The 15371-nt window shown below is 56.4% G+C and carries 14 protein-coding genes; 10 read left to right on the forward strand and 4 right to left on the reverse strand.

Annotation, left to right across the window (positions count from 1 at the left end; all coding sequences use genetic code 11):
* Window positions 1-3: 3 nt before the first annotated feature.
* Window positions 4-1314: a sn-glycerol-3-phosphate ABC transporter substrate-binding protein UgpB gene (gene ugpB, locus DK510_RS03610; protein WP_109310943.1), complete on the reverse strand. Its 1311-nt coding sequence runs from the start codon at window positions 1312-1314 to the stop codon at window positions 4-6.
* A gap of 173 nt (window positions 1315-1487) precedes the next feature.
* Here ugpB and DK510_RS03615 point away from each other — a divergent pair, with 173 nt between their 5' ends.
* From DK510_RS03615 to iolB, 9 genes are all read left to right on the forward strand, one after another.
* On the forward strand, window positions 1488-2390 hold the full coding sequence (locus tag DK510_RS03615) for a LysR substrate-binding domain-containing protein (RefSeq protein WP_109310944.1): 903 nt from the start codon (window positions 1488-1490) through the stop codon (window positions 2388-2390).
* A gap of 76 nt (window positions 2391-2466) precedes the next feature.
* Window positions 2467-3465: an inositol 2-dehydrogenase gene (iolG, locus tag DK510_RS03620; protein ID WP_109310945.1), complete on the forward strand. Its 999-nt coding sequence runs from the start codon at window positions 2467-2469 to the stop codon at window positions 3463-3465.
* Window positions 3466-3601: 136 nt separating this feature from the next.
* Window positions 3602-4543: a sugar ABC transporter substrate-binding protein gene (locus tag DK510_RS03625; RefSeq protein WP_058274571.1), complete on the forward strand. Its 942-nt coding sequence runs from the start codon at window positions 3602-3604 to the stop codon at window positions 4541-4543.
* Window positions 4544-4624: 81 nt separating this feature from the next.
* Window positions 4625-5749 carry an ABC transporter permease gene (locus tag DK510_RS03630; RefSeq protein ID WP_058274556.1) on the forward strand — a complete coding sequence of 375 codons (1125 nt, stop codon included), beginning with the start codon at window positions 4625-4627 and terminating at the stop codon, window positions 5747-5749.
* A gap of 1 nt (window position 5750) precedes the next feature.
* Window positions 5751-6569 (forward strand): ATP-binding cassette domain-containing protein, encoded by an 819-nt coding sequence (locus DK510_RS03635; protein ID WP_058274555.1) that lies wholly within the window; start codon window positions 5751-5753, stop codon window positions 6567-6569.
* 81 nt (window positions 6570-6650) lie between these two features.
* Window positions 6651-8483: a 3D-(3,5/4)-trihydroxycyclohexane-1,2-dione acylhydrolase (decyclizing) gene (gene iolD, locus DK510_RS03640; RefSeq protein ID WP_109310946.1), complete on the forward strand. Its 1833-nt coding sequence runs from the start codon at window positions 6651-6653 to the stop codon at window positions 8481-8483.
* Complete coding sequence (iolE, locus tag DK510_RS03645) at window positions 8480-9379, forward strand: myo-inosose-2 dehydratase (RefSeq protein WP_109310947.1); 900 nt, start codon at window positions 8480-8482, stop codon at window positions 9377-9379. Before iolD ends, iolE begins: the two co-directional genes overlap by 4 nt.
* Window positions 9380-9426: 47 nt before the next feature.
* Window positions 9427-10608, forward strand: coding sequence for a phytanoyl-CoA dioxygenase family protein (locus DK510_RS03650; RefSeq protein WP_109310948.1), 1182 nt, complete (start codon window positions 9427-9429; stop codon window positions 10606-10608).
* A 48-nt stretch (window positions 10609-10656) separates the two neighbouring features.
* Complete coding sequence (gene iolB, locus DK510_RS03655) at window positions 10657-11463, forward strand: 5-deoxy-glucuronate isomerase (RefSeq protein ID WP_109310949.1); 807 nt, start codon at window positions 10657-10659, stop codon at window positions 11461-11463.
* 9 nt (window positions 11464-11472) lie between these two features.
* On the opposite strand, the gene DK510_RS03660 is transcribed toward iolB, so the two are convergent.
* The 3 genes from DK510_RS03660 to iolC are packed head-to-tail and all read right to left on the reverse strand — an operon-like array spanning window position 11473 to window position 14135.
* A complete protein-coding gene (locus tag DK510_RS03660) occupies window positions 11473-12312 on the reverse strand; it encodes a class II fructose-bisphosphate aldolase (RefSeq protein WP_109310950.1) in 840 nt (279 codons plus the stop codon).
* On the reverse strand, window positions 12309-13145 hold the full coding sequence (locus DK510_RS03665; protein WP_109310951.1) for a 5-deoxy-glucuronate isomerase: 837 nt from the start codon (window positions 13143-13145) through the stop codon (window positions 12309-12311). The genes DK510_RS03660 and DK510_RS03665 overlap by 4 nt, the downstream gene beginning before the upstream one ends.
* Window positions 13146-13154: 9 nt before the next feature.
* The gene (gene iolC, locus DK510_RS03670; protein WP_255414854.1) at window positions 13155-14135 is read right to left on the reverse strand and encodes a 5-dehydro-2-deoxygluconokinase; all 981 of its coding nucleotides are present in this window, start codon (window positions 14133-14135) and stop codon (window positions 13155-13157) included.
* 115 nt (window positions 14136-14250) lie between these two features.
* On the opposite strand from iolC, the gene DK510_RS03675 reads away from it, so the two are divergent.
* The gene (locus DK510_RS03675; RefSeq protein WP_109310952.1) at window positions 14251-15354 is read left to right on the forward strand and encodes a Gfo/Idh/MocA family protein; all 1104 of its coding nucleotides are present in this window, start codon (window positions 14251-14253) and stop codon (window positions 15352-15354) included.
* The last annotated feature ends 17 nt before the right edge of the window (window positions 15355-15371 follow it).

Consider the following 15371-nt stretch of genomic DNA (forward strand, 5'->3'; position numbering starts at 1 on the left):
GACTTATTGATTGGCGGATTCGAAGCGGCGCAGCAGCGCGTCACCACGTTCCTTCGCGCTATCCATCGCTTCCTGAGCAGTTTTCTCACCGGCCCAGACGGCCTCAAGCTCTTCGTCGATGATACCGCGGATCTGGTCGAATGATCCCAGACGCAGACCTTTGGAATTTGCTGTCGGCTCTTTCGCGGTCATCTGGATCACAGCGATGTCGGTGCCGGGGTTTTCGTCATAAAAACCTGCCGCACGTGTCGCATCACCCGCTTCGGCCGTGATTGGAAGGTAGCCGGTGTTCTGGTGCCAGGCCGACTGCACGTCGGACGATGACAGGAAGCTCAGGAACTCTCCGACGCCCTTGTACTCCTCAGGGTCATGACCTTCCATTACCCAAAGGGATGCGCCACCGATTATGGTGTTCTGCGGCTCACTTGTGACGGCTTCCCAGTAGGGCAGCGGACGGACGTCGAAATCGAACTCGGCCTCTGCCTTAATGCCCGCGTAACCTGCCGAACTTTCAGTGAACAATGCGCATTCGCCTGACCGGAAGTTCGCGCCACCTTCGTTTCTGCGACCGGTATAGATGAACTTGCCATCCTTGGCCCAATCACCCATCGCGGTCAGGTGTGCCACTTGCGCCGGACCGTTCAGCATCAGCTCGGTATCCAGACCGGCAAAACCGTTGTCCTGAGACGCGAATGGAACGTCGTGATAGGCCGACATGTTTTCAAGATGGATCCAGCTCTGCCATGCCGTGACCAGCGGGCAGTCTTCGCCCCCAGCCTTGAGCTGTTCAAGTACGTCTCCAACCTTTTCCCACGTGGACAGATCCGTGTCTGGATCAACGCCTGCCGCTTCGAACGCATCGCGGTTGACCCAAAGAACTGGTGTGGATGAGTTGAAGGGCAGCGAAAGCATGTCCCCGTCAGTGGTCGTATAGTACCCTTTGACGGCACCGATATATGCGTCGGGATCAAAAGACGCGCCACTTTCAGCCATCACTTCGTAGACCGGTCGGATCGCACCTTCGGCTGACATCATCGTTGCCGTGCCGACCTCGAATACCATCAGGATTTGCGGCTGCTCACCCGCGCGGAAGGCGGCGATGCCCGCGTTCAGGGTTTCCGAGTAGTTGCCCTTGTGGCTTTCGACCACGACAAACTCGTCCTGACTGGCGTTGAACTCTTCCACTTGGGCTTTGACAAGCTCACCAAGGCGGCCGGTAAAGGCGTGCCAGAACTGAACCTCGGTTTGTGCCATTGCCGCCACTGGGGACAATGCAGTTGTTACGGCGAGAGCGCCGAGAAAATTCTTTTTCATGATTCCTCCCATGCATCAGGTTCGATGCTTCGTTGAATACCGACCGCAACGGGTAAACGGCACACATGACGATTTCACGACGTTAACGTTACAGAAATATAATTCAAGCCCAATTTACTGGATAAAAAAATAACATAGTGTTATGAGGCGAGGGCGGTAGATTGGGATCGGTAATGAGTCAAATTCTTAGGGTCCGGCAGTTAGAAGCCCTTATGGCTGTCACCACCAACGGCTCTGTTACGGCGGCAGCGACCGACCTGGGGGTGAGCCAGCCAGCCGTCAGCAGGTTGCTTTCGGATCTTGAAAAGTCACTTGGGTTTCAGCTTTTCGATCGCCGCGAAGGCCGTTTGATGCCGACACAGGAAGTGCGGTATCTTTTGCCCAGCGTCGAGCGCGTTCTGGAACTGATGAAGCAAATTTCTGACGTCAGCCAGGACATCACACAGCGTAAAGCAGGGCACATCCGTGTTGCATGCCTGCCCGGGTTCGCCACCAGCCATTTGCCCGATGTTGTCGCCAGATTCTTGAAGGATCGGCCCGGCGTCACCCTGACGATCGAACCTGACAGACCTGAGCGCATTCTTGAATGGATGATCGGCGAGCAGTATGATTTCGGGATCACCGACAGCTTTAACGGTCACCCCGCTGTCGAAAGCTGGGATATCGAGGTCCGGACGGTTTGTGTGTTCCCCACCGGAAGTGAATTGGAAAACCTCTCTGAGGTTACACCGACGGACCTCGTAAACAGCAAAATTATCCACACCCGACGCGACAGCGACTTTTTCGGACGGCTCTCAAAAGCATTTCAAAGTGCCAATGTGGAATTGAATTCCCATATTGAAGTCAGGCAGTTCACGGCGGCATGTGAATTGGCCGTTAAAGGCGTTGGTGTCTCCGTCGTGAGCGAACTTGACGCCGTCCAATACGCAGCGCTCGGATTAAGCTATCGACCGTTCAAGCCATTCTTGCCGCATACTCTCTCGCTTGTTCGCCCGATTTTGAAACAACCTTCACTAGTGACGTTGGAATTCATCGAGCAGTTCCGAGACAGCCTTGAGCCTTTCAAAGCAGAATAGGGCCGTCGAAATTAATTCTTGCAACCGGTTGCAAAAAAATTGATTGTGTCACCTGAGAATTGATTCGGGGGACCGTATGTTGAAGATCGGATTGCTGGGGGCCGGACGTATCGGTCGCGTGCATGCGGAAGCGATTTCGGCACACCCCAAAACCGAATTGACAGTTATTTCAGATGCGGTGAATGATGCCGCTGTCGGATTGGCTGCTGAGTACGGGGCCAGGGTGCAAAGCTCTGACGAGATTATCGGTGATTCTACGATTGATGCGGTTCTGATCGCAACGCCAACAGATACGCATTCCGACCTGATCGAAGCGGCAACGCAGGCCGGCAAAGCGGTCCTGTGCGAAAAACCCGTCGATCTAGACCTTGAGCGAGCAAAAATTTGCCAAAAAGCTGCGGGCGCGACTGGTCAACCGGTCATGCTTGGCTTCAATCGTCGCTTCGACCCAAATTTCCAGGCGCTCAAAGCCGCCTATGATGCGGGCGAGGTCGGTAAAGCTGAACTCTTGTCCATTACGTCGTTTGATCCGGCGCCGCCTCCGGTAAGTTATGTCAAGGTATCGGGCGGGTTGTTCCGGGACATGATGATTCATGATTTTGATATGGCCAACTACCTGACGGGGCAAATTCCTGTCACCATTTCAGCCGTGGGAACCTCGGTCGTCGATCCGGAAATAGGGCAGGCCGGTGACGTGGATACGGCTGTGGTAACAATGGCTTACGCGGATGGTAGCCTCGCTGTTATCAAGAACTCGCGGCGGGCAGCATACGGATATGATCAACGGGTCGAACTGCTAGGCTCAAGAGGCCTTTTGCAGGCGCATAATGTCCTTGAGAATTCAATTGTTAAATCAACGGCCGACGGTGTGACCGGAGCGAAGCCAACATACTTCTTTCTTGAACGCTACATGGCCGCTTACCGCGCCGAATGGGATGCGTTTACGCGTGCCATTCAGTCCGGCTCGGACGTGCCGGTAACACTTGAGGATGGTGTCGCGGCGTTGGCAATGGCCGAAGCCGCAACGCGCTCGGCGAAGTCCGGAAGGCCCGTGGCGATGGAGGAAGTTTTTTGAAACCGGTTGCAAAATGATCGGATTTCCGGAAACTGAAGGAAGCCCGGTCACCGATCGGAGCAGACGAGATTCGGTTTAGCCGAATGGCCGGGCAGACCCGGCACCAAGATTGAATTTTCTATTGGGAGGAATGGAAATGAAAAAAATCGTTAAAGGTGTGCTGATGGCCAGCGCAGTCGCATTTGCCGGCGCCACAGGCGTTGCGGCAGAAGGCGAGAAGTATATTCTGGTCAGCCATGCTCCGGACAGTGACAGCTGGTGGAACACCATCAAAAACGGTATTGCCCTGGCGGGCGATCAGATGGGTGTTGAGGTCGAATATCGCAACCCGCCTACCGGTGACCTTGCCGACATGGCGCGGATCATCGATCAAGCCGCAGCTTCGGGACCCAATGGTATCATCACTACGCTGGCCGACCCGGACATTTTGGAAGGTCCGATCAAAGCCGCCGTGGATTCCGGTATCGACGTCATCATCATGAACACTGGCACGCCGGAAAAGGCGCGCGAAGTTGGTGCGCTGATGTATGTCGGCCAACCGGAATATGACGCTGGATTGGCCGCTGGCCAGCGCGCCAAAGACGATGGCATCGGCTCGTTCCTGTGCGTGAACCACTATATCGTGCAGCCATCCAGCCAAGAACGCTGCCAGGGCTTTGCAGACGGTCTGGGCATTGAACTGGGTGAGCAGATGATCGACGCGGGTCAAGACCCGGCCGAGATCAAGAACCGAGTTCTGGCCTACTTGTCGGCAAACCCCGAAACGGAAGCCGTTTTGACACTTGGCCCGACATCGGCTGACCCAACCATTCTGGCGCTGGAAGAAAATGGCATGGCCGGTGACATTTACTTCGGCACCTTCGATCTGGGTGGTGAAATCGTCAAAGGCATCAAAAGTGGTGTGATCCAGTGGGGCATCGACCAGCAGCCCTTCCTGCAGGCCTACCTGCCAGTCGTCGTGATGACGAACTACCACCGCTACGGCGTTCTGCCGGGCAACAACATCAACTCAGGCCCCGGTTTCGTGACCGCTGACGGGTTGGAAAAGATCGAAGAGTTCGCGGGCGAATACCGCTGATCTTCAAGACGGTGCGGACGCATGACGTGTGTCCGCACCACCTGATGCAAGCATTCAGACGAACGCGCCAAGGAGGCAACAATGGCTGAGTCAGCGCAATCCGCAGTCGGTGGTGACGAGCGGGTAAAAGAGATATCACCTCTACGCCAGGCCCTGATACGCCCCGAATTGGGCGGAATGGTTGGCACAGTCGCGGTATTCACGTTTTTCCTGCTGTTCGCTTTTGACAGCGGCATGTTCACCAGCCAGGGCGTGATGAACTGGTCCGTGGTTTCCGCGCAGTTCATGATTATCGCAGTTGGTGCCTGTTTGCTTATGATCGCGGGGGAGTTTGACCTTTCCGTCGGCTCAATGATCGGGTTCGCAGGCATGATGATCGCGATTTTCTCGGTTACTCTTAGCTGGCCGGTCTGGATTGCCATCATGGTGACCTTTGTACTTTGCGTCTCAATTGGGGCGCTGAACGGCTTTATCGTCGTGCGCACCGGATTGCCCAGCTTTATCGTGACACTGGCCTTCCTGTTTATTCTGCGTGGTTTTACCATTTTTCTGCCGCAAACAATCGAGCGGAAAACAATCATTGGCGGCATTCGGGATGTAGCCGAGGGCGATTGGCTGGCATCGGTGTTTGGCGGCAAGATAGGGCAGGGCTTTTTCGTCTGGTTGGGTGATAATGACCTAATCGGAACTTTTGAACGCGGCACGCGCGAGGGTCAGCCGGTGGTTGACGGTATCCCCATGCTGATTATTTGGGCCATCGCGCTTATCATCTTCGGCCATGTGCTTCTGACCAAAACAAAGTTTGGCAACTGGATCTTCGCCTCGGGGGGTGACGCTGAGGCTGCGCGAAACTCGGGTGTTCCGGTGAACAGAGTCAAAGTTCTGATGTTCATGTTCACCGCCTTCTGCGCGACGGTTTTTGCGACCTGTCAGGTTATGGAATTCGGTTCCGCCGGTGCAGATCGCGGGTTGCTGAAGGAATTCGAGGCAATCATCGCCGTGGTGATCGGCGGTGCGCTGCTGACCGGCGGTTATGGCTCGGTCCTTGGGGCGGCGCTTGGGGCATTGATCTTTGGCGTGGTGCAGCAGGGGCTGTTTTTTGCCGGGGTCGAAAGCTCTTTGTTCCGGGTGTTCCTGGGCGTGATCCTTTTGGGTGCCGTGATCCTGAACACTTACATCCGTCGCATCATCACAGGAGAACGCTGAGATGACCGAAGATACCAATTTCCATCACGGTGATGTGCAGGGTCAGGATCCGATTATCCGGATGATCGACATTGAAAAGCACTTTGGCTCTGTGATTGCTCTAGCCGGGGTCAGCTTTGATCTGAAGCCGGGTGAGTGTCACTGCCTTCTGGGTGACAATGGTGCAGGTAAATCGACCTTCATCAAGACGATGTCCGGGGTCCATAAGCCGACAGCTGGCGAGATCATCTTTGAAGACAAACCCATGCATTTTGAGGACCCGCGTGATGCCATCGAAGCCGGGATCGCAACAGTACACCAGCATCTGGCTATGATCCCGCTGATGAGCGTCAGCCGCAACTTCTTCATGGGCAATGAACCCACGCGCAAAGTCGCCGGGATCAGCTTTTTCGACAAGAAGTTGGCCGACGAAATCACCATGGAAGAAATGCGCAAAATGGGTATCAACTTGCGTGGTCCCGATCAGGCTGTGGGTACGTTGTCAGGTGGTGAGCGTCAGACGGTTGCGATTGCACGGGCCGTGCATTTTGGCGCTAAAATCTTGATTTTGGACGAACCGACATCGGCTCTTGGCGTGCGCCAGACTTCGAACGTTTTGGCGACCATCGACAAAGTGCGCAGTCAGGGTGTGGGTGTGGTGTTCATCAGCCACAATGTTCGTCACGCGCTGGCGGTCGGCGATCGGTTTACAGTGTTGAACCGGGGTAAAACTCTGGGCACTGCCAAACGGGGTGAGATTTCGCCCGAAGAACTACAGGACCTGATGGCAGGTGGTCAGGAATTGGCTCAGCTGGAAGGGTCTTTGGGCGGAACGGTCTGACGCGGTCCCGCGCAGACCCAGCTTTCGAAAAACTGGTATTCAACGGACTGGCCGGGTGGCCTTGAGTTGAAAGGGATCAATATGGGCAAAACTATCAGACTGACCGCAGCGCAAGCTCTGGTTCGCTACCTGGGCGCGCAGATGAATGAGGCAGGAGAGCCGTTTATAGCAGGTGTCTGGGCTATTTTCGGCCACGGCAACGTGGCTGGCCTGGGTGAGGCGCTGCATGCTGTGAAAGACAGCCTGCCGACCTATCGCGGCCATAACGAACAGACGATGGCGCATTGTGCTATCGCGTATGCGAAGCAGATGCGGCGCACGCGCGCGATGGCGGTGACGTCGTCCATCGGGCCGGGCGCGACCAACATGGTGACAGCCGCCGCCTTGGCGCATGTGAACCGGTTGCCGGTGTTGATCATCCCCGGGGATATCTTCGCGACGCGCGGTCCTGATCCTGTGTTGCAGCAGATCGAGAGTTTTGGGGACGGATCGGTCAGCGCGAACGATTGTTTCAAACCTGTCAGCCGTTACTTTGACCGCATCTCAAGGCCAGAGCATCTGCTAACCGCACTGCCAAGGGCTTTCCGCACGATGACGGACCCGGCTGATTGCGGACCGGCGACACTGGCCTTCTGTCAGGACGTTCAGGCCGAGGCCTACGACTATCCTGAAAGCTTCTTTGAGCCGCGCGTCTGGTATCAGCGTCGCATTCGCCCTGACGAAGGTGAACTGGCCCGCGCCGTCGCTGCCGTCAACGCGGCAAAGCGCCCGGTCATCGTGGCCGGGGGCGGAGTTCACTATTCGGGCGCGACGGACGCGCTGCAGAGTTTCGTGGAAACGCACAATATCCCGATCACCGAGACACAGGCAGGCAAGTCTGCTCTTGCATGGGATCACCCGTTGAACCTCGGGCCCGTAGGCGTGACTGGCGGCGAACCGGCCAATTCTGTTTGCGCTGAAGCGGATCTGGTGCTGGCCGTTGGCTCGCGCTTGCAGGATTTCACCACCGGGTCTTGGGGTTTGTTCTCAAACCCTCAGCGCGAGATGATCTGCCTGAATACCGCTGCCTATGATACTGAAAAGCACGGCGCGATGCCCCTGCAATCAGATGCGCGCGTTGGGCTTGAGGAGCTGGGTTCGGCTTTGCAAGGATACCATGCCGATCCTGTGGCAGATACGCTTAAGGCGGGTTGGTACGGCAAGGTCGACAAACTGACCGATGCCCCTGGCGACGGCAATGCGCTGCCGACCGATATGCAGGTGGTTGGTGCGGTTCAGCGAGCCTCGAACAACGATACTGTCGTCATGTGCGCGGCGGGCACCATGCCCGGAGAACTGCACAAGCTGTGGAAAGCGCCGCGTTCGGGTGCCTATCACATGGAATATGGTTTCAGTTGCATGGGGTATGAGATTGCCGGTGCGATGGGCATCAAGATGGCGCAACCGGATCGCGATGTGATCTGCTTTACCGGCGATGGCACCTATATGATGGCGAACTCGGAAATGGCTTCGGCTGCGATGATGGGCATCTCGTTCACCGTGATCATTACCGACAATCGCGGCTTTGGCTGTATCAACCGTCTGCAGATGGGCACAGGTGGAGCCGAGTTTAACAATCTGCTGGATCATGCTGTGCACGAGAACCCCTCGGCCATCGATTTCGCGGCCCACGCCGCGGCAATGGGCGCGACCTCGGTCAAGGTCAGCTCGATTGCGGAACTGGAAGACGCGCTTGCCAAGCGTGGCGATATCAAAGGGCCTTATGTGGTGGTCATCGACACCGATCCGTACCCCTCGACCGAATATGGCGGGACGTGGTGGGAAGTGGCGGTTCCGGAAGTCAGCATCCGCCCCGAAGTGAACGAAAAACGCGCGGCCTATGAGCTGGCGATTAAGGAAAGAAACACGAAATGAGCGTGAAAATCGGGATTTCTCCGATCGCCTGGCAGAATGATGATCTGCCAGATCTGACGGCGTCGTACACGATGGAACAGGCCCTTAAAGAGGCGCGTGAGATTGGCTATACCGGCGTCGAGCGCGGCCAGAGGATGCCCGGCGATACAGAAGGGTTGCGTGCTTATCTGGATGGCAATGACATTGCGCTCTGTGGCGGGTGGTGCTCGGGCGAATCGCTGATCAATGATTTTGCGGCAGAACGCGAAGCAGTTCGGGAGCAGGTTGAACAGTTTGTCGCCTTAAACAGCCCTTGCATCGTCTATGCGGAATGCTCGAACACCGTGCAGGGTCAGGCTGGAACACCGGTCAATAGGCGTCCGAAAATGTCCAGGGATGAGATTTCAGCCTATGCAGCCAAGATCACCGAACTGGCGAAATGGATGGCCGACCAAGGTATGCCGATGGCCTACCACCACCATATGGGCACGATCATCGAGAACGAGGATGACGTGAACTGGCTAATGGAAGGTTCAGGTCCCGAGGTGAACCTTTGTTTTGACACCGGCCACCTGCTATTCGGTGGTGGCGATGTGATGGCAACGCTGAACCGTTGGGGCGATCGCCTGCATCATGTGCATTTCAAGGACATCCGCCCGGCCATTGTGCAGGACGTAAAAGAAAATGACCGCAGTTTCCTAGACGCGGTCGTTGCCGGAGCTTTCACCGTGCCGGGCGATGGTTGTATCGATTTTCAGGCTGTGGCGAATGCCCTCAAGTCCATGGACTACGACGGCTGGATCGTTGTCGAAGCCGAACAGGACCCGGCCAAGGCGCCGCCATATGAATACTCCAAGAAAGGTTACGAGCATATTCTCGACGTCTGTGGACGGGCAGGATTGGAGGTCCAATTGTAACTACCCCCTGCGGGGCGACACCGAAGCCATGAAAAAGGAGAAATCTCATGGTAAATCAGGAACTAGGTTTTGTCGGCTACTTCGACCGGGAATCCTGTGATCTGGATGAATTCAAGGTGTTGACCTCGCAAAACCTTTTGGCCGAGGACGTCCCGCACGCCGCCGCGATCGAAAAGAACGTTCCAGTCTATGACATGGACGAGCTGCGTCCTGCGCTGGAAAACGTAGGGAAGCGCAAGGCTCTGCTGACTGAGTGGGGCCATGTGTTGGACAAATCGTCAGGCGTGATCGTTCTGAAACGTGCGTTCGCGGATACCTCAGTGATTGACCGCGGAACCGATGTCTTTCGCCAGATCATAGTTGACGAAAGACAAAGCGACGCTGGAGTGGGTGACCACTTTGCGGCGTCCGGGGCCAATGATCGGATCTGGAACGCCCTGCAAAAGCAATGTCTGCGCGACCCCGAGGGCTTTGCCCTCTATTTCGGGAACACGGCTATTGCTGCAGCCTGCGAGGCGTGGTTGGGGCCAAACTATCAGGTCACGGCACAGATCAATCAAGTGCGTCCAGGCGGTAAAGCGCAGCAGGCGCACAGGGATTACCACCTTGGATTTCAGAGCGCAGAAAGTGCTGCGCGCTATCCAGTGCACGCACATCTGGTCACGGCATCACTGACGTTGCAGGGGGCGGTTGCCCATTGCGACATGCCGATTGAAAGCGGCCCGACCAAACTGCTCCCATTTTCGCAGCTTTATCCCCCGGGCTATCTGGCGTTTCATAACGAAGATCATCGCGCATATTTCGAGGACAGCTATATCCAGCTGGCGCTGGACAAGGGGGATGCTGTGTTCTTTAACCCTGCGCTGTTTCATGCCGCTGGTGAAAACTGCAGTGCAGATATCGACCGGATGGCGAACCTGCTGCAAATCTCATCCGCCTTTGGCCGCGCGATGGAAACCGTTGACCGGCGGTCCATGTCTGAGGCGGTGTTTCCTTCGCTTATTGCGTTGAAACAACGTGGTGAGCTGATCGGGGCCGAGCTGGATGCAGCCATCGCCGCCACGGCAGAGGGATACCCGTTCCCAACCAATCTGGATACGGACCCTCCGATCGGTGGAAACGCCCCGGAAAGTCAGGCCGACATTTTGCGTCGTGCTGTGTCCGAAGGCTGGACCGAGCAACAATTGGCCGAGACATTCTCGGCGCTGCAAACAAGGCAAGCTGCCTGAAGGAATACGGGCGGGCATTCCAAGCCCGGCCAACACGGAGAAAAACACATGGCGGACCTGCTCAAAAAGCCCTTTGGGACCAGAGGTAAAGTGCATGACATCACTCCGGCTAGTGCCGGGTGGCGCTATGTGGGGTTTGGGCTTTACCACCTTCGGGCAGGCGATACAGTGGCCGAGGCAACGGGTGATCGCGAGGTCATTCTGGTTATTGTCGAGGGCAAGGCCCGCATAGCTGGGGCTGAGCGTGACTGGGGTGTTCTGGGCGATCGGATGAACGTTTTTGAGAAGACGCCGCCGCACTGTCTTTATCTGCCGAACGGCACAGAATGGACGGCCACAGCCGAAACGGATTGCGTGATTGCGGTGTGTACTGCCCCGGGCAAGAATGGCCACTCTGCGCGACGCATCGGCCCCGAAGGCATTACTTTGACCGAGCGCGGCAAGGGCGTAAATACGCGCTATATCAACAACATCGCGATGGAGAATGAGGACTATGCTGATAGCTTGCTGGTGACCGAAGTTTTTACGCCAAACGGGCATTGGTCATCGTATCCCAGCCATCGACACGATGAAGATGATTTTCCGCGGATTACCTATCTGGAAGAGACCTACTATCACCGTCTGAACCCGGCGAATGGGTTCGGGATTCAGCGCGTCTATACCGATGACGGGCAGTTGGATGAGACTATGGCTGTATCCGATGGCGATGTTGTTTGCGTGCCCCGCGGTCATCACCCATGCGGCGCACCTTATGGGTTCGAGATGTATTATCTGAACGTTATGGCCGGACCGCTGCGCAAATGGCGCTTTGTTCCGGCCCCCGAAGTTGAATGGATCATGGAGCGCGACGCGTAACGCCCACGCCTACCTTTGCGCAGAGGAACCAAAGCCCCGAATGACCATGCGGGCTGCCGCCTCAACCGGGTCGTGGGTCTCTTTCAGGATCGTCACGCGGTCAAATCTGTCAGGGTCTCGGTTGACTGCCTCGCGCAGCGCGTTACCAAATGCCATGCGCAGTTCGGTACCGATATTAAACTTGCAGATCGACGTTTCCCGCGCCAACCGGCTGCGTTGTTCCACAGGCACGCCAGAGCCGCCATGAATGACCAACGGAACATTTGTCGCAGCGTCGATTTCGGCGATGCGAGCCTTGTCTAATCCGCCTTCTTTGTTCTGTTGCAGATGAACGTTTCCGACTGAGATAGCCATTGCGTCCACGCCGCTTTCACGAGCGAACTGCGCGGCCTCGTTTGGGTCTGTCCCGTTCGATCCTTCGCCGCCGGAATAGCCGACAAAACCGATCTCACCTTCGCAGGAAATACCGGCCGAATGGGCCATTTCGGCAATGGCAGCAGTTTCGTCGATGTTTTGCTGCAGCGGCTTGCGTGACCCGTCAAACATGAGCGATGTGAACCCGCTGTCCAATGCGATCTTGCAGTCCTCGAATGTATAACCGTGATCCAGATGGGCCACGACCGGAACCGAGGCATTTTCCGCAAGGAAATGAAACATCTTGCCCAGAACAGGCAGGGGTGTGTGCTCGCGGCAGCTTGGACCAGCCTGAAGGATCACCGGCGCATTTTCCGCCTCAGCTGCGGCTACATAGGCGCGCATATCCTCCCATCCCAGCGTAACAAGCCCGCCAACAGCGTAGCCGTTTTCGTATGCGGGGGTGAGGACGTCTTTGAGTGTGGCGAGGGTCATTTGAATTTGGCAATCATGTCTTTGATGCCTGGAATGGTCTCGACCTGATAGGCATGGGTTGGTTGGAAGTACTGGACCAGAGAACGCTGAGTCAGACCGCCAAGGATGGTGAAATAGTACATCTCGTATCCCGGCAGAACACAGCAGGGGTGATAGCCCTTGTCGATGCAGATCGTTGAGCCGTCGACGATGTGATAGGCGTCGCCCGGTTCGTTGTCCTCACGCTGCAGCATCTGAAGGCCCGACCCCCAGTTGGGTTTGAAACGGAAATTGTAGGTCTCGTCGTGCCGCGTCTCGTCGGGCAGACGGTTCGTGTCATGCTTGTGGCTGGGGAAGCCGGACCAGCCGCCCTGACCCACGGTGAACAGCTCACTGATCAGCAGACGACCCACTTTGTCGTGCTGTTTCTGACCGAGGATGTGCTTAATTTTGCGATGCGTTTTAGTGTCGTCGCTGCCGTATTGCACGAGGTCGTGTTCACGCACATCGAACGGATCCAGTACCTTGCCGTACTTGGCGCCCGCTATGAAGATTTCGGTTTCATCCGACACGCAGACCAGTTGGACCTTAGCGCCGACCGGCACATAAACGCCTTCCGGATCCCCATCCCAGACGTCTTCGCCCCGCTTGCCCAGCTTGGCGAACTGCTCGCCTTCTACATCGACATCGACACTGCCCGTGGCGGGCACGATACACGTCTCATAACCGGGCACCTGATACTCAAACGCTTCGCCCTTTTTCAGTTTGACGATGTTGAAGTAATTCAGCGGAACCGTTGGATCATCGGCGTCGACGATCGGTTTGTTCTGATTGTCATAGGGAGCGATGTGCATGAGAGGTTCCTATGTCGTTGGGCCGGGATGGGCGGCAAGAAATGCGTCCAGTTCCGGAGTTGTTGGCATGGCCGGAGCGCAGCCGGGCCTGGACACGACGATCGAGGCACAGGCTGAGCCGCGCATAACCGCTTCTTTAGGCTCGCTTCCAGCGGCGATCGAGGCCAGCAGGCCGGCCATGAAACTGTCGCCAGCACCGTTGGGTTTGACGGCCTCTACCGGATAGATGCCGGTTTCGATTTCCTGCCCATCCACCAGAGTTACCGCGCCTTTTTCGCCCATCTTGTAGATCACGATCCGGCCCGGTTTCGCCGCCAACTCCTTGGCTTTGGCGAAGCCTTTTTCGATGCCGCCTGCCATGAAACCAAATTCTTCGTCATTGCCGACGATTAGATCGCTTGCTTCGCCCGCGCGCGACAGGACTTCGGCGGCCACCTCAGGTGATGGCCAACTGTAGGGGCGGTAGTCTATGTCAAAAATTACCGGCAAACCCGCCTTGCGTGCGTTTTCGAACGCGCGAAACGTGGCGCTGCGCGAGGGTTCAGCGGCAAACACCGTTCCGGCAGATATCACGGCTGAAAATTTGCCGTAGTCGACCTTGTTCATGTCATCCTCGGTCACCTGAAAGTCGACTGCGCCGTTGCGGTAGATGACATTCTGAAATTCTTCGATCCGGCTTTCGTAAACGGCCAGAGACATGCGGTATTCACCACCGACGACGCGGATATAGGATGTGTCTACACCGTAGTGAGCAAGTTTATTCAGGCAGAAGCGGCCAACCGCATCATCTGAGACTGAAGTGATCAAGGATGCCTGGCTGCCCAGTTTGACCAGCCCCGCGCAGATATTTGCCGATGAACCGCCCAGATCGGCGTGAAACGTGTCGGCGTCTTCGCTTTTAACACCAACGGGATCGGCATACAGGTCCATGCCCGCGCGCCCAAAGACCGCGAACCGGTTTCTTTTGATACCGTTTATCAAAGCGCTCACGTCATGTCCTCCGGCAAAAATGGGCTGGCGAGGATCGTTGGTCCTTGCGTTGAATCGATTCACACGATACTGATTTTGCAACCGGTTGCAAATACATTGTTCGGAGCCGTTGCAGATGCCTGAAATCGGAATTGGAATAATCGGCGGTGGCTATATGGGCAAAGCTCATTCAGTCGCGATGTCAGCCGTAGGCGCAGTGTTCAACACAGCCTTGCGGCCACGACTTGAGATGATCTGCGCCTCCACGCCCGAAAGCGCCGAGCGATACCGCGCGGCTTACGGCTTTCGTCGCGCGACCTCGGATTGGTCAGTGCTGGTCAATGACCCGGCAGTGGATGCTGTCGTGATTGCCTCGCCTCAAACAACGCACAGACAGATTGCAGAGGCCGCGTTAGCCTTGGGCAAGCCTGTGTTGTGCGAAAAACCCCTCGGATCTTCTTTGTATGATGGGCGCGCAATGGTTGCCGCGGCCGAAGCCACGGGCGTCACCAATATGGTCGGGTTCAACTACGTCAGAACGCCCGCAACACAGTTTGCCCGTCAGTTGATAGCCAACGGTGAATTGGGGGACATAACCTGGTTTCGCGGCGAGCATACTGAGGACTTCTATGCCGACCCCGACGCTCCGGCTACATGGCGAACGTCCGGAATGGCCAACGGCACAATTGGGGATCTTGCCCCACATATGGTCAACGGTGCTTTGGCCCTGATCGGTCCGATTGTCGAGGTTATGGCCGAAGTCGAAACGGTTCATACTGAGCGCCCAGGCGGCACCGTCACCAATGATGACCACGCGCAAATCATGTGCCGGTTTGCCAGTGGCGCGATGGGCAATATCTATGTCAGCCGCATCGCGACAGGTCGAAAGATGGGTTATGCCTATGAAATTACAGGCACCAAAGGCGCAATCCGTTTTGATCAGGAAGATCAGAACGCCCTGTGGCTCTATCGGCGCGAAGGACTAGAGGAAGAAAGGGGCTTCACTAAGATCCTGACGGGTCCGGCGCACCCCGACTACGAGCCTTTCTGTCAGGGCCCCGGTCATGGAACAGGTTATCAGGACCAGATCATCATCGAGGCCAAAGATTTTCTTGAGGCCATTCACACGGGCAAAACGATTTGGCCCACATTCCGTGATGGGCATGAGGTCAACTGCGTTCTGGCCGCCGCGTTGAAATCGTCAGAGCAGCGGCAGTGGCAGGACGTCAGTACCGTCTGAACACAAAAACTAAGAGA

Source organism: Ruegeria sp. AU67 (assembly GCF_900312795.1).
In the GTDB taxonomy this organism is placed as follows: domain Bacteria; phylum Pseudomonadota; class Alphaproteobacteria; order Rhodobacterales; family Rhodobacteraceae; genus Ruegeria; species Ruegeria atlantica.